Below are 17,723 nucleotides of genomic sequence, written 5' to 3' on the forward strand. Positions count from 1 at the left end.
TCCTACTGCGGGCTGACGAAGCGGTTGTCGATCAGGTCGTCATTGCTGACGTTGTAGGGTTTGCCCTGCAATTCGCTGGCGGTCTCGTTGGCCAGTTTGATCAGCGGTTCGCTGTCGCCCGGCTTGCCCGGTGAACCGAGGAGTTTCTCGCTCATGGCCTGATCGTAGAAACGCACGCCTTTCGCGGCGGCGGCCAGCTCCTTCGGATCGGCGAGGTAACCGCCGACGCCTTTGGCCATGATTTTGTAGGCTTCTTCCGGATGGTCCTTGGTGTACTGCACGGCTTTGTAGAGTCCGGCGACCAACGCCTTGACGTCTTCCGGCTGCTTCTCGATGACCGTGCAGTTGAGCGCGACCACGTCGACAATCACTCCCGGCGTGCTGCTGCTGTCGATCAGCACCTTGCCTTGTTGCTTGTTGCGGACCATCGACAGGTGCGGCTCCCAGGTCACGGCGGCCGGCACACGACCGGCGATGAACGCGGTGGCGGCATCGTCAGCCGTCATGTTCTGCACGGTGATGTCGCTCATGCTCATGCCGTGTTTTTTCAGCAAGTACGACAGCCAGAACTGCGAGGTCGAGCCTTCGTTCACCGCCACCGCTTTGCCTTTCAGCTCTTGCAGACTCTTGATGTCCTTGCCCACCAGAACACCGTCGCCACCATGGCTGTCATCCAGTGCCGCTACGGCTTTGAAACAGAATTGCGGACGGTACTTGAGCACTTCGTCGATGGTCGACGCCGAGCCCGACAACTCGCCAGACGCTTGCGCGGCCATGTACATCGAGGCTTCTTCGACGACGGGCAATTCGACGGTCAAACCGCCTTCCTTGAAGTAGCCAAGGTCCCGAGCGAGATAGAGGGTGCCGTAGCCGACCCACGTGGTGTGGCCGATGGACAGGGTGCCGGCCTGGGCGCTGGTGGCGACCGTGGCGGCGATGGCGGTGACCGCCAGTGGATGAGCGACGCGGTTAAGCAAGGACTTGATCATGGAGCACTCCCAAAGCTGTTGATTTAGTTTTGTCATGGGCAGTACGGCCAGCGGCCTCGGGTTAGCTGTCACCTGCGGTCTCTGGTGGACCTCTTGATGGGCAGCATTCGGCTGACTGGCGAGGTCGATGTTGGACCAGGGGCGGGAATAGGAAAATCAGGAAATATGTCGTTGAGAGTGATGAAAAAACTGGGTAGCGTGCGCCGTAAAAGGGCGGGGTTGGCGGGGGTGCACGGGGTGGGTGCAAAACATGAAATGTGTGTTGAATCGGCCATAGCTTTCGCGGGCAAGCCTCGCTCCTACAGGGTTTATGTCGGCCCCGGAATTGGGCACGACACATAACCTGTAGGAGCGAGGCTTGCCCGCGAAGAGGCCAGCAAGAACTCTACAAGATCAAAGCCGGCCGTATTCCTGAGCCGTACGATCAACCGCTTTCAGGGTCTTGCCGACCAGCTCATCGATTTCCTCACGACTGGCAATCAACGCCGGCGCCATGATCATCCGCCCCAACGTCGAGCGAATAATCACGCCCTCTTCAAAACCAATCGTGCGGCAACGCCAGGCTATGTCGTTCTCATTGGCAAAGCGCTTGCGGCTGCTTTTGTCCTCGGCCAATTGCAACGCCGCGACCATGCCCACACCCTGAACATCGCCCACCAACGGGTGATTGCCGAACACCTCGCGCAGGCACTGTTGCAGGTACGGACCGATGTCATCCTTGACCCGCGTCACCACGCCTTCATCACGCAACGCCGTGAGGTTGGCAATGGCCACCGCCGCGGCCACCGGGTGCCCGGAATAGGTCAGGCCGTGGGCAAATACCCCGCCCTGCTCCACCAGCACCTGAGCCATTTTCTTCGACAGGATCAGCCCGCCCATGGGGATGTAACCGGAGGTCAAACCCTTGGCGATCGACAGCGTGTCCGGCTCGAAACCGAAGTGTTCGTGGGCAAACCATTCGCCGGTACGACCGAAGCCACCGATCACTTCATCCGCGCACAACAGCACATCGTACTTACGGCAGATCCGCTGGATCTCCGGCCAGTAACTTTCGGGTGGAAAGATCATCCCGCCCGCGCCCTGGAACGGTTCGGCGATAAACCCGGCGACCTTGTCCGCGCCCAGTTCGAGAATCTTCGCTTCCAGTTGCTGCGCCGCCCGCAGGCCGAATTCGACCGGCGTCAGGTTGCCCTCGTGGGCGAAAAAGTACGGTTCATCGATGTGTTCGATGTCGGGGAGCATGCCGCCCATTTCGTGCATGAACTTCATGCCACCGAGCGCCGTCGCCGCCAGCGTCGAGCCGTGGTAACCGTTCCAGCGACCGATCATGATTTTCTTCTCGGGCTTGCCGAGGATCGTCCAATAACGCCGCACAGTACGGATCAACACCTCGTTGGCTTCGGAGCCGGAGTTGGTGTAGATCGCGTGGCTGTAGTGCCCCGGCAACAGGCTGAACAGCAGCTCTGAGAGCTCGATCACCTGCGGGTGGGTGGTGTGGAAAAACATGTTGTAGTACGGCAATTGCTCAAGCTGCCGGGTCGCCGCAGCCGCCAGGTCCTTGCGCCCGTAACCGAGGTTGGTGCACCACAACCCGGACATGCCGTCGAGGTAACGCCGCCCATCGTTGTCCCACAGGTGCAGGCGCTCGCCGCGGACCATCACTCGCGGCCCTTCGTCATTGAGCGCTTTTTGATCGACGAATGCGTGGATGTGGTGCGCAGCATCGGCGGCCTGGTAGTCGCGGGTTTCACGTGGTGTGGTCATCGCCAGTTCTCCGTTTTGTTATGAGCGGCAGTTATGCGCGCAGCTGAAACCAGGTGGTCTTCAACTGGGTGTATTTATCGAATGAGTGCAGCGACAGGTCGCGACCGAAACCGGACTGTTTGCCGCCACCGAAAGGCACGGTCACGTCCAGTGCATCGACGCTGTTGACCGACACCGTGCCCGCTCGCAATTGTCGCGCCACGCGATGGGCGCGGTTGAGGTCGTCGGTCCACAGCGAAGCCGCCAAGCCGTAGACGCTGTCGTTGGCCAGTTGCAAGGCGTGGGCCTCGTCATCGAACGCCGTGACCGCCAGCACCGGGCCGAACACTTCCTCACGAAACAGCGGCATGTCCGGGCTCACGCCGGTGAAAATCGTCGGTTGAATGAAGTTGTCGGAACCGTTGAAAATCGACTGTCGACCGCCGCACACCTTGGTCGCGCCGAGGCGTTCGGCCTGCTGGATGAACTTCATGATGCGCGCGGTCTGGCGGCTGTCGACAATCGCCCCGGCGCTGCTCGACGGGTCCAGTGGATCACCCGGTTGCCAGCGTTCGGCCTGCACTTTGAGCCGCTCGACGAACTCATCATGAATCGAACGTTGCACCAGCAACCGCGAGTTGGCCGAACACACTTCGCCCTGATTGAAGAAGATCCCGAACGCGGCTTTCTCGGCAGCCAAGTCCAGGTCCTGGCAATCGGCGAACACCAGATTGGCGCTCTTGCCGCCGCACTCCAGCCATACCTGTTTGAGGTTCGACTGCGCGGAATACTGCATGAAGTATTTGCCGACTTCGGTGGAGCCGGTGAACACCAGGCAATCGACGTCCGGGTGCAAACCGAGGGCTTTGCCGGTCTGCTCGCCGAGGCCCGGCAGCACGTTCAGCACGCCGGGCGGCAGACCGGCTTCCAGCGCCAGCTCGGCCAGACGCAACGCGGAGAACGGTGACTGCTCGGCGGGTTTGAGGATCACGGAATTGCCCGCCGCCAGCGCGGGTGCGAGTTTCCACGCGGCCATGTCCAGCGGGAAGTTCCACGGCACCACGGCGGCGACCACGCCCAGCGCTTCGCGGGTGATGGTCGCCAGCACGTTCTGCGCACTGGGGGCGATCTGGTCGTAGAGTTTGTCGAGGCTTTCGGCGTACCAGCGAAACACCCCGGCGGCACCCGGCACGTCGATGTTGTAGGCGTCCATCACCGGTTTGCCCATGTTCAGCGAGTCGAGCAGCGCCAGCTCTTCGCGGTGGGTCATGATCAGATCCGCCAGGCGCAGCAACACTTGCTTGCGCTCGCTAGGTGAACGCGCCGACCAACTGCCGGCCTCGAACACTCGCCGCGCATTGCGTACCGCCGCGTCCACCTCTTCATCACCGCAAGCGGTCACGTTAGCCAAGCGCTGGCCAGTGGCGGGGTTGATCGCCGCAAAGGTCTGCCCCGACTGTGCCGAACGGGGTTTGCCGTCGATCACGGCCAGATCGGGAAACCGCAGCGCAGCGGCCTTGTTTTGCCAGTATGCAAGCTCGAACACGATCAGATGCTCCATGGGCTTTTCTTGTGTCTGGATGGTGGCCCAGGCCCGAGTCCAGTAAAAATAGTAAAAATGTCTTCGCAGACCATGAAAAAACTGGGCAGCCAATCTCCCCGGTTGTGCGGGATGTGGTTATTGTTCAAACACAACAACACCGTCGTCAGAACGGACGCAGTCGGCGCAAAAATTGCCTGGATGTCGAGTCCATCCACCCCGAGGTTTGCCGTGGCTGCCTACAACCTGCGTCAATTGAAATACTTCATCACCACCGTCGAATGCGGCAGCGTCGCCGAGGCTTCGCGCAAGCTGTACATCGCCCAGCCGGCGATCTCCACGGCGATCAAAGGCCTGGAAGACAGCTTCGGCGTGCAACTGCTGATCCGTCACCACGCCCAGGGCGTTTCCCTGACACCGAGCGGTGCACGCTTCTATCGCAAGGCCCAGGAACTGCTGCGCATGGCCAAGGAGTTCGAACAGAACGCCCTGGCCGACAACGACGTGGTGGCCGGGCAAATCGATATCGGCTGCTTCGAAACGGTCGCGCCGCTGTACCTGCCGCAGTTGATTGCCGGGTTCTCGGCGCTGTATCCCGGAGTAAAAATCCGCATTCGCGACGGCGAGCAGCAAGAGCTGGTGCAAGGCCTGACCTCGGGCACTTTCGACCTGGCGATCCTCTATGAACACGAACTCGACGCCACGATTCAGACCGAACCGCTGATGCCGGCGCAACGACCTTACGCGTTGCTGCCGGCGGACCACCGCTTCGCCCAGCTCAAGCAAGTGTCGCTGCGCGATCTGTGCCTGGAGCCAATGATTCTGCTGGACGTGCAACCGAGCCGGACCTACTTCGTCAGCCTGTTCGAAGAACTGAACCTGTCACCGAACATTGCCTTCAGCTCACCGTCGATCGAGATGGTCCGGGGGATGGTTGGACAAGGGTTTGGCTTCTCGATCCTGGTGACGCGGCCGCATTCGGAGTGCACCTACGACGGGAAGAAGGTGGTGTGCGTGGACATTGTCGAAGACGTCACCGGCTCAGGATTGGTGGCGGCGTGGCTCAAACGCGGGCAACTGACCAAACCGGCGCAGTTGTTTGCGGATTACTGCCGGGAGCAGCTGACTGCCAAAGCCGGAACCTGAGCCTGGTGGAATCCTGTGGCGAGGGGGCTTGCCCCCGTTGGGTGGCGAAGCCACCCCAAGATCTGCAACCGAAGTGTGTCAGTTACACCGCATGCAATGGTTTACGACTGCTGCGCAGCCGAACGGGGGCAAGCCCCCTCACCACAGGCAAGCTCCCTCACACAGGGTTTGTGTTCAGCCCCTGGAGTTACTTGCGGGGTTTGATCCGCGCGGTGGCTTCGGCCACCAACGGATCATCCGGCCAATAATGCTTCGGATACCGCCCCTTCAAATCCTTCTTCACCTCCGCATACGTGCTGCGCCAGAAGTTCGCCAGATCCTGCGTCACCTGCACCGGCCGCCGTGCCGGGGACAGCAGGTGCAGCTTCACCACTTGCCGGCCACCGGCAATACGCGGGGTGTCGGACAGGCCGAACAGCTCCTGTAAACGCACCGCCAGAATCGGCGGCTGCTCGCTGTAATCCAGACGAATCGACGAACCCGACGGCACGCTCAGATGATGCGGTGCCTGCTCATCCAGGCGTTGCGGCAGCGGCCATGGCAGCAGGTTGTGGACGATGCTCGACAGGTCCAGGTTGGCGAAATGACTGAGGCGCGAGACCTTGCCCAGATACGGCATCAACCAGTGCTCAAGGTTTTTCAGCAGCGTGGCGTCGCTGACATCCGGCCACTCACTCTCGCTCTTGCTGCCAAGGTCCAGCTGGCGCAACAACGCCACCCGCGCCTGCCACTGACGCAGCTCCGGGGTCCACGGCAACAGCTCCAACCCCTTGCGGCGCACCAGATTGACCAGCGCCTGGCTGCGAGCAGTTTCGTCGAGACCCGTCAGTGGTTCACGGCTGAGGATCAACTCACCGACCTTGCGCTGACGCTCGGCGCGTAACACGCCTTCACGCTCGTCCCAATCCAGTTGATCGACCACGCGCACTTGCTCGGCCAGCACCGAATCGAACAACACCGGATCAAAATCCGCCGCCAGATAAATCCGCTCCTCACGCTGGCCCTGGCGACTGCCCAGATCGGCGATCACCAGCCACGCTTGCTTCATCAAACTGTCCGCTTCAGCGAACAACGCCGCACGGCCGTTCGCCAAGCGATATTCCGCGCCACCGGCCCGACGTTGTTGGGCGACGCGGTCGGGATAGGCCAACGCGAGCAGCGCTCCGAGCCAGCGCGGATGATCCGGATCGCTGACCGGCTCCGACGCTTTGCCGCGCAGGTAACCGCGATACTGCCGCGCCAGTTGCCGGGCGCGTTGCACGCCGCCCTGAGCACCGCGAGCAGCACGCTCTTCGCCGGACAACAGCACCAATCGGCTGTGCAGATCCGCTCCGGCGCCACGCAAGATGTCCCGCTCGCCGAGTAGTGCCGCGACATCGCAAGCCATGTCGGCCAAACCAAGCGCCTGCCCACGCAACAACAAATGGGCGATGCGCGGATGGGCCGGCAGTTCGGCCATGGCCTGACCGTGACGAGTGAGTGCTTCGCCGTCCAAGGCACCCAGGCGATCAAGCAGATCCTGCGCCTGTGCATAAGCGGCAGCAGGCGGCACGTCGAGCCACACCAATTGCGTCGGGGTCACGCCCCAGCGACCGAGTTGCAAAGCCAGGCCGGCGAGGTCCGCCGAGAGAATTTCCGCGCTGGCATAGGCCGCCAGTTGCTCGTGCTGATCCTGCGACCACAAGCGATAACACACGCCCGGTTCCAGGCGCCCGGCCCGGCCGGCGCGTTGGGTGGCGCTGGCCTTGGAAATACGCTGGGTGTCGAGGCGGGTCATGCCGCTGCCGGGATCGAAACGCGGCACCCGCGCCAACCCGGCATCGATCACCACGCGCACGCCGTCGATGGTCAGGCTGGTTTCGGCGATGTTGGTGGCCAGCACCACTTTGCGCTTGCCCGCCGGGGCCGGATCGATCGCGGCGCGTTGAGCGGCGAGGTCCAGTTCACCGTGCAACGGGCAGAGCAACACCTGTGTGCTCTCACCCAGAGCATCAGCCAATTGCTGATGCACACGACGGATTTCCGCCTGCCCCGGCAGGAACACCAGCACGCTGCCGGTCTCGTCATTCAAGGCTTCAAGAATCGTCTGCACCAGACGCGGCTCGATGAATTCGCCGGGCTGGAACGGCCGGCCCCAGCGCATCGCCACCGGGTACATGCGGCCTTCACTGCGCAAAATCGGCGCATCATCGAGCAACCCGGCCAGGCGTTCGCCCTCCAGGGTTGCAGACATCAAAAGGATTTTCAGCGGCTGGTCGTCGCGAAACAGTTCCCGGCCATTCAGGCTCAGGGCCAGTGCCAGATCCGCGTCGAGACTGCGCTCGTGGAATTCATCGAAGATCAGCAGGCCAACGCCTTCGAGTGCCGGGTCATCCTGCAAGCGTCGGGTGAGAATGCCTTCAGTGACCACTTCGATACGGGTCCTGGGGCCGACTTTGCTGTCGAGGCGAATGCGGTAACCGACGGTTTCACCGACCTTCTCGCCCAGCTCACTGGCCAGGCGCTCCGCCGCCGCCCGCGCGGCCAACCGGCGCGGCTCAAGCATCAGAATGGTCTGCCCGGCCAGCCACGGCTCGTTGAGCAAGGCCAGCGGAACACGGGTGGTCTTACCGGCACCGGGCGGTGCTTCGAGCACGGCTTCATGGCGTGTCGCCAAGGCTTCACGCAGCGCGGGTAAAACTTCATCAATCGGCAGAGAAATCATGCTGGCTCCCAGACAAGCCGGGAAGTATAACGGCGAAGCTTCCAGACCACTGCAACCGGACGATCAGAATCTAGATTTTGAAGGCTGTCCGTACACGCTCAGCGACTTCAGCCATAGTCACTGCGCGAAGTCCGATGGCTTTCATGTCCACATCCAGTGAGGGCATGACGTCCAGAAACTGCCGCAAATCCTCTGCGATGCTTTCGGGCAGATCAAACGCCGAATCCGCAGAAAGAAGGCGGGACAGCACAACGATGTCCTTCAGGTGTTTACTGCTCTTGCGGCCAGCATTTGGCTCTGTGCACTCAGGGCGACTGAGGTTGGTCCATGCCTGTGCTTTCAGCGGGATCAGTCGATCGACGCCGATATAGGAAAGGTCTGCAGTGTCGTTGCGACCTTCGACTATGAACGTGTAGTAAGCCTCATCGAGCAGAATCGCAGACAGATCGGAAACTTCACCGTCTACAGGAACAGGTGGCCCGGAACGTGATGCCCGCGTCTTCAAGTGTCAGGCTGGCTGCAACGCCACCGATGAGTACATAACGATCCGCATAGCCGGCGAAGGCTCCCCGAAAGGTATCCAGTCCTTTTACCATTCGATCTTCTCCATCATTTCATCAAGGCTGATCTGGACTCTGTCATCAACGTCATCCCTTAAGCTGAGGTAGAGAGACAGGGGGTCCACACTTTCTCCCGACACTGGAACACAGGTTTTGCCAAAAATGTGATCCGGAGAGTAACTCCAGATTTCGACCTCAAACGCGGGATCATCGAATCGACCAACTTCCTTGCGGCCAGCCCTCCTGCCCTCCAGGTCCCACTCTTCTTTGGAAAACGCGATGATCGGTATCGGGGGCTCCCCGAGCATCGACGTTTTACTGAGCGCAGACAGACCAGCCGATCTCTGCACCAAAGGGGCCCAATCAGCGTACGTCACCCGTTTCACCGGGTTTTGCAACGCTGGAAGGGCCTTTTTCCAGATGACCTCCGGCGCCGCAACAAAGCGCCAGCGAGGGGGTTTGTCATTCGAGGCAGGCTCTATCAATCCGAACGATTGAAATTCTTTCATCGCCCTGGACATTGTCATTTTCGAGTACGCCTCCCCTCCCATCAGGTCTGCGCCTCGAAAGGCAAAGTCCTTGCCCCACCCTTGAGTGATGGCCGCGATAAGCAAAGCCTGGCTCGCCGGTCCCATGACTTGTTTATCGACTTGCCTGCTGCGATAAAACTCTCGCAGATCAATTCCAAGCTGTGGAGCGAAGAGTTGATTGCCGGGTACTACAAACTGCACCCCAGACTCGATGAGGCGTTTTCTTTCATATGATTTGAGTGCGCCGGTCGCATAGAGGATCGGATGATCCACCATTTTTTGCAGAACTTCGATGTGCTTGCGGATCGTCGCAACGTTTTCGAAAGGCTCGTGAGCCAGCAATACGAGGCATTGCCGGTCGTAGAGCGTCACGATGTCGAAGGTGTATTCGTCCACGAGATAGAAGGGTAAACCCTTGGTTTTCCCCCAGCGCTTAATCTCGGGTTTAATCCCGAAAATCGATTCGAAGTAGTCTTGAATCTCTTGCCTGCTGGTTTTCACTTTGGCGCCTCACAACACGTTTTCAGCACAGTAACAGCCTGACTGTTACTGTTCAATAATCGTGTTACTATCATCTAAGTTCAGCGCGTTTCGAGCACGGCTTCGTGGCGTGTCGCCAACGCTTCACGCAGCGCGGGTAAAACTTCATCAATCGGCAAAGAAATCATGCTGGCTCCCAAACAGAGGGCCGAGTATAACGGCGAACTGTCCGGGGTTTATCACGGTCCTAATTCATATAGACGCCCCTTCGTTTACCAGATGATCCAGGAGATTTCCCATGCGTGTTCCCTTTCGCCTGATTGGCGGTGTTTTGGTCGCCACCCTGCTCACCCAGGTGACCGCTTGCGGATCGATTTTCTACCCCGATCGCCGTGGGCAGATTGACGGCAAGATCGACCCGGCCATCGCCGCGCTGGATGCCGTGGGGCTGCTGTTCTACATCATCCCCGGCCTGATCGCGTTTGCCGTGGACTTCGCCACTGGCGCGATCTATTTCGAGCCTGGCCACACGGCCCAGGTGGCTCCTGAAAAACTCAAGGAAGCGATCGGTGCCGACGGCAAGGTCGATAACCACAAGTTGCAGACCATTCTCGAAACCGAGCTGGGCCGCAGCTTTCCGCTGGACGACCCGCGTCTGATCCAACACAAGGGCAGCCCCCAGCAACTGGCCATGTTCGGCCTGCAACCTGCCGCGTAACTCGTGCATTTAAAGGAATAGCCGCACCTATGATCTCCAGCTCCGAACACGCCCGCCTGCTGCGGCTGGCGACCCGTGCCTCGGTGGCCGTGGCGTGTACGCTGATCGTCGCCAAAGCCATCGCCTGGTGGTTGAGCGGTTCGGTGAGCATGCTCGCCGGGTTGACCGATTCGACGCTCGACGGCGTCACGTCCTTGCTCAACTTGCTGGCGGTACATTACGCCTTGCGCCCGGCCGATGACGATCACCGTTACGGGCATGGCAAGGCCGAGTCGCTGGCGGGCATGGCTCAGGCGTTGTTCATTGGCGGCAGTGCGGTGCTGATTTCTTTGCAGGCGATCGAGCGGCTGAAACATCCGGAACCGGTGGGCGCGCCGTGGATCAGCATCGGGGTGATTGTGTTTTCCCTGGCGCTCACCTTGGCGTTGCTGATGTTGCAACATCGGGTGGTCAAGGCCACCGGCTCGAATGCGGTGCGCGCCGACTCACTGCACTACCGCTCGGACATGTTGCTCAATGGCAGCATTCTGCTGGCGCTGATGTTGGCCGGGTTTGGCTGGCATCAGGTCGACCCCTGGTTCGGCCTGGGAATCGCTGCGTATATTTTCTGGAGCGCGATTCAGATCGCCCGGGAAAGTTTTACGGTGCTGATGGATGAGGAGCTGCCGCCGGATGTCAGCCAGCACATGCTTGAGCTGGCCTGTGGCGTACCGGGGGTGTTGGGCGCGCATGACCTGCGCACGCGGATTTCCGGCAATCAGTGGTTCGTGCAGTTGCATCTGGAGTTGCCGGGGGACTTGACCCTGTCAGTCGCTCACGGCATCAGCGATCAGGCCGCCGATGCAATTCACGCAGCCTACCCGCGAGCCGAAGTGCTGGTGCACGCCGACCCGCAGGAAGTGGTGCTGGAAGCCAGGACTCAGAAGGAAACCTGATAGCCGCGACTGCTCAGGCAATTGCCTTGAGCCTGGCGGTAGGCTTGCACCACCGACGGATCAGGCTGGTAGGTGGCCGTCCGCGGATTAAAGCCGCTCTGCTGGACCGCGTATTGATAGCACTCATAACCGTCCTGATTGACCTGCTCCGGCGACTGGCCGTTGGCCGGATAGGCTTCTACGTCGTAACTGTTGCTGACCGGCTGCGGCTGCATTTGCACCGGCGGCTCGACCACCACGTAGTCCTGAGTGTTTTCCTGATAGGCGTAATACGAGCCCGCCGCCAGGAACAGCAGCGCCCCGCCGATCCACACCTCACGCGCGTAGTCAGGCAAGTAGCTGACCCGAATCCCGCGCGGAGGTTGAACCACCACATAACGCGGGCCTTGCGGGCGATACCAGTAGCCGCCGGAATAGAAATAATCCCGACCGCCATAAGGCACGCGGTAGTCACGGTCCGGAAAACGGTCAATCACATGACCCGGGCGATACTGCGGGCCGGGCCCCCAGCCATTACCGTGCCCGTCCGGGCGACCGACCCAGCGGCGATCATCGGGACGCGGACCGTTGTTCTGCCAGTGCTGGTTGTAATCGTTGCGCCGTGGAACGTCCTGATAATAACCACGCTGCGGCTCCTGGGTCTGGCGCACGCTGTCGGGCCGACCCTGGATCGGCAGGTCATTGGCCGGTAGCTGCGGCGGTGGCGGCGGTGAGCGAACAGGATTGTTGTAGTTGGGCTGCTGACGGTTCTGCCACTGGCCGTTGTTCTGATTCTGGCCGTTGTGCTCGAACTGGCGGCTGTTGTCGCCCCGAATGATGTCGTTGTTCTGCGGGCGCGGTTGATTGTTACCGCCGTGCCCCTGATTGTTGCCCTGATGGCCGTCCGAACCACGTTGCCCGCCATCGGGGCCACGGTTTTGCTGATCATCGGCCAGCGATTGCGCAGTGACACTCATACACAGCAAACCAACACCGGCCAAACGCCAGATGCGCGACTTCATGCTTTTCCTCACTGCGGGTTAGGGCCTGTACGTAAGACTGGGAAAGGACAGGGCGGTTCTGCAACAGGTTATCAGTCGCGCAACTTATTTATTGAGGGCAGTTCTCAAATTCCAGGCAAAAGAAAAGGGAGACCCGTCGGCCTCCCTTAGATAACTTCGTCCGTGCTCGACGCTTATGACGTCGGCTCACCTCACGCCGTCTTCTGGACAGTGTGTAGCTCGGGGGCCGGCACATCCCCTGTGGGGGTGGCGGCCGCCGCTGGCCTGATTCGGCGAGCAGCTGTGGACTGTTTGTCCGAGCAGTGATTCTGGTGATAAGAATAGGCCGCGGGCGCCGGCAGAGGATTGCGAAGATTGCTCAATTAAACATCACTTGCGCAATTTTTAACCCTGGATAGATAATCTTCCGCAATAGTTATGACAAAGGCCTGATTGATGAGCAAACTCGACCGATACGACTTGAGCATTTTGGCGGAATTGCAGCGTGATGCGCGCATCTCCAACCAGGAGCTGGCCGAACGCATCGGCCTGTCGCCTTCGCCTTGCTCGCGCCGGGTCAAGCAACTGGAAGACGACGGCTACATCACCCGCCAGGTGGCGCTGCTGGACCGCAAGATGCTCGGCTTGAGCCTCACGGCTTACGTGCTGATCGGCATGGACCGCCATACGCCGGAGCGTTTCGAGAACTTTGAAGCCGCGATTCGAACGTTGCCGCAGGTGCTGGAATGCAGCTTGGTGACGGGGATGGATGCGGATTATCAGCTCAAGGTTGTCGTGCCTGATATGGATCATTACCAGAAACTGCTGCTGGGGCATTTGACCCGGATTGAAGGGGTGACCAGCGTGCGGTCGAGTTTTGTGTTGAACCAGGTGCTCAATAGTACCGAGTTACCTTTAACCCATCTGCGCAGCTAAGTACGCCTTCGCGGGCAAGCCTCGCTCCTACAGGATTGTGGTAGCTCGTGATCCACACAAATCCGTAGGAGCGAGGCTTGCCCGCGAAGGGGACGGCACAGGCGACGAATAGCTGCGACACACTGCCGCAGGTCAATCCTCCACCCCTGCCCCATGCCGTATACTCCAGCGCCTTTTAGCCCCGCCCGCGCTGGAGAAACTCAATGGATCCTGCCGTATTCGAAGAGTGGATGATGACTGGACTGGTCAGCATCCTGATCATTTTCATGGGTTTCATCGTCTGGGATCTGGCGAAGAAATCCAAGGCCGGACGCTTTGGCTCGGTCATCCTGTTCTCCGTACTGGGTCTGGGCGTGGCCGCGTTCGTGATCAAAAGCGTGGTGATCGGCCTGATCGAATCCGGCGCGTTATAAGCGCGCCGGCACTTCCTTCCACTGGCCCTGGTCGAGCCCTTCGATCGTCCAGTCGCCGATTCTGACCCGCACCAGACGCAACGTCGGCAAGCCGACCGCCGCCGTCATGCGCCGTACCTGACGGTTACGCCCCTCGCGAATGACCAACTCAAGCCAGCTCGTCGGCACACTTTTGCGAAAACGCACCGGCGGATTGCGTGGCCACAGCTCAGGCTCATCCAGTTGCCGCGCCTCGGCGGGCAAGGTCATGCCGTCATTCAGTTCGACACCGTCACGCAAACGCTGCAGCTGCTCGACGCTCGGCTCGCCCTCCACTTGCACCCAATACGTCTTGGCCAATTTGTGTTTCGGGTCGGCGATGCGCGCCTGAAGCTGGCCATCGTTGGTCAGCAGCAGCAAACCTTCGCTGTCGCGGTCCAACCGTCCTGCCGGGTAGATCCCCGGAATCTCGATGTAGTCCTTGAGCGTCGCCCGCCCTCCTTCGTCGCTGAACTGCGTCAGCACATCGAACGGTTTATTGAACAGAATCAGCTTCGGCTCGGCCGGCGGCGCTTTGGCGACACGGCGCGGGGCTGAAGGAGCTGACTTCGCGCCTGGACGACGGGAAGGAGGATGCGGTGGACGGGACATGGGGAAAACAACATCTAACGGTCAGGGCTGCTAATGCTAGTGCCCTGACCGCTAAATGGCCATCTCGCAATCAGCGGAACGGCGGCTCGTCGAAGCTACGCAGTTTGCGCGAGTGCAACGAGTTGAGTTCGGTGCGCAACAGATCCACCGCCTCGATGCCGATCTTCAAGTGCTGGCTGACCGCGCGCTCATAGAAGGCGTTGGCCGAACCCGGCAGCTTGATTTCGCTGTGCAGCGGTTTGTCCGACACACAGAGCAACGTGCCATAGGGCACCCGCAGGCGATAGCCTTGGGCGGCGATGGTGCCGCTTTCCATGTCCACCGCCACGGCGCGGGACAAGTTGATCAGCGGACGCTCCTGGGCCCAGCGCAATTCCCAGTTACGGTCGTCGTAAGTCAGCACGGTCCCGGTGCGCAGGCGTTTCTTCAGCTCATCGCCCTTCTCGCCGGTGATGTTCGCGGCCGCTTGCTGCAAGGCCATCTGCACTTCGGCCAGGGCCGGGATCGGAATGTTGGGCGGCACGACGCGGTCGAGAATCCCGTCGCGACGCATGTAGGCGTGGGCCAGCACGTAGTCGCCAATGGTCTGCGACTGACGCAAGCCGCCGCAGTGGCCGATCATCAGCCAGCAATGCGGACGCAGCACCGCCAAGTGGTCGGTGATGTTCTTGGCGTTGGACGGGCCGACACCGATGTTCACCAGGGTCACGCCATGGCCATCGCTGGCGATCAGGTGATAGGCCGGCATCTGATAGCGGTGCCACACCACACCGGCGGCAATCGCCGAGGCTTCGCCGTGGTCCATGCTCTTTTCGATGATCACGTTGCCCGGCAACACCATGCGCACGAAACGCGGATCGCTGCGCAACTGTTCCAGGCCATGGACGATGAACTGATCGACGTAACGGTGGTAGTTGGTCAACAGAATCCACGGCTGCACATGACGCCAGTCGCTGCCGGTGTAGTGCACCAGACGCCGCAGGGAGAAATCGACCCGCGCGGCATCAAACAGGGCCAGTGGCAGAGGATCGGTGTTTTCCCAATCATACAAACCATCGGCAATGCCGTCGGTCGCGGCCGACAGGTCGGTACTCGGGAACACCCGCGCCAGCACGGCAGCGGTGACACCGGAGCCGGCCAGTTCATCGCCCTGCTCGACCACGTACGGATAAGGAATGTTTTGCTGGCTGATGCCGACTTCCACGGTCACGGTGAAGTCGTGCATCAACGGCACGAGTTGTTCCAACAGGTATTTACGAAAAGCCGCCGGATGGGTGACGGTGACGCTGTAGGTTCCGGGCAACTGAACCTTGGCATAGGCGCGCGTGGTCTGTGGGACTTCGCCTTGGCAGTGGTAGGTCAGACGCAGTTCGGGATAACGAAACATCGCACGCTGTTCAGCGTCCGGTTCAACTCGGTCCTTGAGATAACGCTTGAGCGCCTGGTTCAGCGCGGTGGTTGCACGATTGTGCAAGAGCGCAAGCCGGTCCACGGCTTGCTCGGCGGTTTGAACGACAATAAAAGCTTCGGTCACGATCAGCATCCTGTGTTCTGACTTGCAGAGCTTCATCTTGCCTGCATCATCGCTTCACGGGAACAGCGGTTGTTACACAAATGCCAAGTCCACAGTAGATCCAATGTGGGAGTGAGCCTGCTCGCGATAGCGGTGTGACAGTCGACTTCAATGTCGGATGTTACTCAGCCATCGCGAGCAGGCTCGCTCCCACAGGGCGCCCGTGTTGTTTATAGGAGCGGGGTCGAGCGGGCGACGATCGCTTCCACCTCCAGCCCACGCGGCAACGCGCCATACACCCGACCGGCGGAACCAAGTCGGCTGGCGATGAACGCATCGCTGACCGCCGAGTTGCCGGCCTCCAGCAGCAGCTTGGCCTGTAGCCCCAACGCGATGTCTTCGGTGAGCTGTCGCGCGCGGTACTGAATGTCGCTGGTGTCCTTGAACGCCGTCTGCAACTGAGTGATGTGCGCGGCCAGGCGTTTATCGCCATGACCATCACCCAACTCGCTGAACAACACATCAAGCACACCCGGCTCCTTCGACAACGCTCGCAGCACGTCCAGGCATTGCACATTGCCGGAACCTTCCCACGTCGAATTGACCGGCGCCTCACGGTACAGACGCGGCAGGATGCTTTCCTCGACATAGCCCGCACCGCCCATGCATTCGGCGGCTTCATTGATCATTGCCGGCGCGCGCTTGCAGATCCAGTACTTGCCCACCGCCGTCACCAGTCGGGCGAATTTGGCTTCATGGCTGTCATCCAGATGATCCAGCGCCTTGCCCATGCGCAGGCTCAAGGCCAGGGCCGCTTCGCTTTCCAGCGCCAGATCGGCCAAAACGTTCTGCATCAATGGCTGCTCACTGAGCAACTTGCCGCCGACCCTGCGGTGAGCGCAGTGATGGCTGGCCTGGGTCAGCGCCTGACGCATCAGCGAGCTGGAGCCGACCATGCAATCGAAACGAGTCATCGCGACCATTTCAATGATGGTCGGAACCCCGCGCCCTTCTTCGCCGACCATCCACGCCAGCGCACCGCGAAATTCCACTTCGCTGGACGCATTGGAGCAGTTGCCGAGTTTGTTTTTCAGGCGCTGGATATAGAACTGGTTGCGCGTGTCGTCCGGGCGATGGCGCGGCAGCAGGAAACAGGTCAAACCCTTGTCAGTCTGCGCCAACGTCAAGAACGCATCGCACATCGGCGCGGAACAGAACCACTTGTGACCCACCAACTCATAGGCCTGGCCCGGACCACTGGCGCCAACCGGGTACGCCTTGGTGGTGTTCGCCCGCACGTCGGTGCCGCCCTGTTTCTCGGTCATCGCCATGCCGATGGTAACGCCAGCCTTGTGCGCCATACCGACATTACGCGGGTCGTATTCAGTGGAGAGGATTTTCGGCAGCCATTGTTTGGCCAGATCCGGTTGCAGGCGCATCGCCGGAACGCTGGCGAAGGTCATGGTCAGCGGGCAACCGCTACCTGCTTCGGCCTGGCTGTGCAGGTAGGTCATGGACGCGCGAGCCACATGCGCGCCGGGCTGCGGATGCGCCCAGGGCAACGAGGTCAAACCGTGCTCGACCGCCGTGCGCATCAACTCGTGATACGCCGGGTGAAATTCCACCAGATCGATGCGATGGCCGTAGCGGTCATGGCTGACGAACACCGGTTTGTTCTGATTGGCCAGAAACCCTGCTTCCATCAGCGGCCCGCCGGCCAGTGCGCCATACGCGTCGATCCGCGACTCGGCCCAACCGGCCCCGAAACGCCGCGACCACTCCTGCAAAGGCAGGTCGATGCGATAGAGGTTGGTGCCGTCCAGCGACGGTGGCTGGTTGGTGACTTCGTGGGTTTCGGCGAACTGATGCAGGTTCATGACGGGGCTCCTTTGGTCAGCCAAGGACT

General features: G+C 60.7%; 15 protein-coding genes and 1 pseudogene. 5 read left to right on the forward strand and 11 right to left on the reverse strand.

The annotated features are described in order from the left end of the window. Nucleotides 1-2: 2 nt before the first annotated feature. The 3 genes from ACA053_RS25425 to ACA053_RS25435 form a co-directional block, all read right to left on the reverse strand. Nucleotides 3-989 (reverse strand): ABC transporter substrate-binding protein, encoded by a 987-nt coding sequence (locus ACA053_RS25425; RefSeq protein WP_497313880.1) that lies wholly within the window; start codon nt 987-989, stop codon nt 3-5. A 393-nt stretch (nt 990-1,382) separates the two neighbouring features. Beyond that, nucleotides 1,383-2,753 carry an aspartate aminotransferase family protein gene (locus ACA053_RS25430; protein ID WP_497393965.1) on the reverse strand — a complete coding sequence of 457 codons (1,371 nt, stop codon included), beginning with the start codon at nt 2,751-2,753 and terminating at the stop codon, nt 1,383-1,385. Between the two features lie 31 nt (nt 2,754-2,784). After that, the gene (locus ACA053_RS25435) at nt 2,785-4,278 is read right to left on the reverse strand and encodes an aldehyde dehydrogenase (RefSeq protein ID WP_497396247.1); all 1,494 of its coding nucleotides are present in this window, start codon (nt 4,276-4,278) and stop codon (nt 2,785-2,787) included. Nucleotides 4,279-4,503: 225 nt separating this feature from the next. Here ACA053_RS25435 and ACA053_RS25440 point away from each other — a divergent pair, with 225 nt between their 5' ends. Beyond that, nucleotides 4,504-5,418 (forward strand): LysR substrate-binding domain-containing protein, encoded by a 915-nt coding sequence (locus tag ACA053_RS25440; RefSeq protein WP_109635083.1) that lies wholly within the window; start codon nt 4,504-4,506, stop codon nt 5,416-5,418. A gap of 187 nt (nt 5,419-5,605) precedes the next feature. On the opposite strand, the gene hrpB is transcribed toward ACA053_RS25440, so the two are convergent. The 4 genes and pseudogenes from hrpB to ACA053_RS25460 all read right to left on the reverse strand — a co-directional run. Further along, nucleotides 5,606-8,122 (reverse strand): ATP-dependent helicase HrpB, encoded by a 2,517-nt coding sequence (gene hrpB / locus ACA053_RS25445; protein WP_497393966.1) that lies wholly within the window; start codon nt 8,120-8,122, stop codon nt 5,606-5,608. A 70-nt stretch (nt 8,123-8,192) separates the two neighbouring features. Next, entirely contained in the window at nt 8,193-8,627 is a 435-nt protein-coding gene (locus ACA053_RS25450; RefSeq protein WP_109635086.1) for a hypothetical protein, read from the reverse strand. A gap of 84 nt (nt 8,628-8,711) precedes the next feature. Continuing rightward, on the reverse strand, nt 8,712-9,713 hold the full coding sequence (locus ACA053_RS25455; RefSeq protein ID WP_497393967.1) for a hypothetical protein: 1,002 nt from the start codon (nt 9,711-9,713) through the stop codon (nt 8,712-8,714). 89 nt (nt 9,714-9,802) lie between these two features. Next, nucleotides 9,803-9,880, reverse strand: a pseudogene (locus tag ACA053_RS25460) (DEAD/DEAH box helicase); the annotation flags it as partial. A 110-nt stretch (nt 9,881-9,990) separates the two neighbouring features. Between ACA053_RS25460 and pmcY the strand changes: the two are divergent. Together pmcY and ACA053_RS25470 are read left to right on the forward strand one after the other, a co-directional pair. Then, a complete protein-coding gene (gene pmcY, locus ACA053_RS25465; RefSeq protein ID WP_497393968.1) occupies nt 9,991-10,410 on the forward strand; it encodes a periplasmic Zn2+ metallochaperone PmcY in 420 nt (139 codons plus the stop codon). A gap of 29 nt (nt 10,411-10,439) precedes the next feature. Next, nucleotides 10,440-11,345: a cation diffusion facilitator family transporter gene (locus tag ACA053_RS25470; RefSeq protein WP_497393969.1), complete on the forward strand. Its 906-nt coding sequence runs from the start codon at nt 10,440-10,442 to the stop codon at nt 11,343-11,345. Here ACA053_RS25470 and ACA053_RS25475 read toward each other — a convergent pair. Further along, on the reverse strand, nt 11,330-12,346 hold the full coding sequence (locus ACA053_RS25475; protein WP_497393970.1) for a DUF6515 family protein: 1,017 nt from the start codon (nt 12,344-12,346) through the stop codon (nt 11,330-11,332). The genes ACA053_RS25470 and ACA053_RS25475 overlap by 16 nt on opposite strands. Before the next feature lie 435 nt (nt 12,347-12,781). Here ACA053_RS25475 and ACA053_RS25480 point away from each other — a divergent pair, with 435 nt between their 5' ends. Further along, nucleotides 12,782-13,261: an Lrp/AsnC family transcriptional regulator gene (locus ACA053_RS25480; protein WP_007894448.1), complete on the forward strand. Its 480-nt coding sequence runs from the start codon at nt 12,782-12,784 to the stop codon at nt 13,259-13,261. A 203-nt stretch (nt 13,262-13,464) separates the two neighbouring features. Then, nucleotides 13,465-13,674, forward strand: coding sequence for a DUF2788 domain-containing protein (locus ACA053_RS25485; protein ID WP_109635094.1), 210 nt, complete (start codon nt 13,465-13,467; stop codon nt 13,672-13,674). Here ACA053_RS25485 and ACA053_RS25490 read toward each other — a convergent pair. From ACA053_RS25490 to ACA053_RS25500, 3 genes are all read right to left on the reverse strand, one after another. Continuing rightward, the gene (locus ACA053_RS25490) at nt 13,669-14,304 is read right to left on the reverse strand and encodes a pseudouridine synthase (protein ID WP_497393971.1); all 636 of its coding nucleotides are present in this window, start codon (nt 14,302-14,304) and stop codon (nt 13,669-13,671) included. The two genes, ACA053_RS25485 and ACA053_RS25490, sit on opposite strands and share 6 nt — an antisense overlap. Nucleotides 14,305-14,374: 70 nt before the next feature. Next, nucleotides 14,375-15,874, reverse strand: coding sequence for an AMP nucleosidase (amn, locus tag ACA053_RS25495; protein ID WP_169858286.1), 1,500 nt, complete (start codon nt 15,872-15,874; stop codon nt 14,375-14,377). A 173-nt stretch (nt 15,875-16,047) separates the two neighbouring features. After that, complete coding sequence (locus tag ACA053_RS25500) at nt 16,048-17,694, reverse strand: acyl-CoA dehydrogenase family protein (protein ID WP_497393972.1); 1,647 nt, start codon at nt 17,692-17,694, stop codon at nt 16,048-16,050. Nucleotides 17,695-17,723 lie beyond the last annotated feature (29 nt).

Source organism: Pseudomonas sp. LBUM1672, assembly GCF_059695655.1.

Excerpts from the sequence above, each read along its gene's own strand:
- ACA053_RS25425 (WP_497313880.1), bottom strand. The coding sequence starts at position 989 with ATGATCAAGTCCTTGCTTAACCGCGTCGCTCATCCACTGGCGGTCACC.
- ACA053_RS25430 (WP_497393965.1), bottom strand. The coding sequence starts at position 2,753 with ATGACCACACCACGTGAAACCCGCGACTACCAGGCCGCCGATGCTGCG.
- hrpB (WP_497393966.1), bottom strand. The coding sequence starts at position 8,122 with ATGATTTCTCTGCCGATTGATGAAGTTTTACCCGCGCTGCGTGAAGCC.
- pmcY (WP_497393968.1), top strand. The coding sequence starts at position 9,991 with ATGCGTGTTCCCTTTCGCCTGATTGGCGGTGTTTTGGTCGCCACCCTG.
- ACA053_RS25470 (WP_497393969.1), top strand. The coding sequence starts at position 10,440 with ATGATCTCCAGCTCCGAACACGCCCGCCTGCTGCGGCTGGCGACCCGT.
- ACA053_RS25475 (WP_497393970.1), bottom strand. The coding sequence starts at position 12,346 with ATGAAGTCGCGCATCTGGCGTTTGGCCGGTGTTGGTTTGCTGTGTATG.
- ACA053_RS25480 (WP_007894448.1), top strand. The coding sequence starts at position 12,782 with ATGAGCAAACTCGACCGATACGACTTGAGCATTTTGGCGGAATTGCAG.
- ACA053_RS25485 (WP_109635094.1), top strand. The coding sequence starts at position 13,465 with ATGGATCCTGCCGTATTCGAAGAGTGGATGATGACTGGACTGGTCAGC.
- ACA053_RS25490 (WP_497393971.1), bottom strand. The coding sequence starts at position 14,304 with ATGTCCCGTCCACCGCATCCTCCTTCCCGTCGTCCAGGCGCGAAGTCA.
- amn (WP_169858286.1), bottom strand. The coding sequence starts at position 15,874 with ATGAAGCTCTGCAAGTCAGAACACAGGATGCTGATCGTGACCGAAGCT.
- ACA053_RS25500 (WP_497393972.1), bottom strand. The coding sequence starts at position 17,694 with ATGAACCTGCATCAGTTCGCCGAAACCCACGAAGTCACCAACCAGCCA.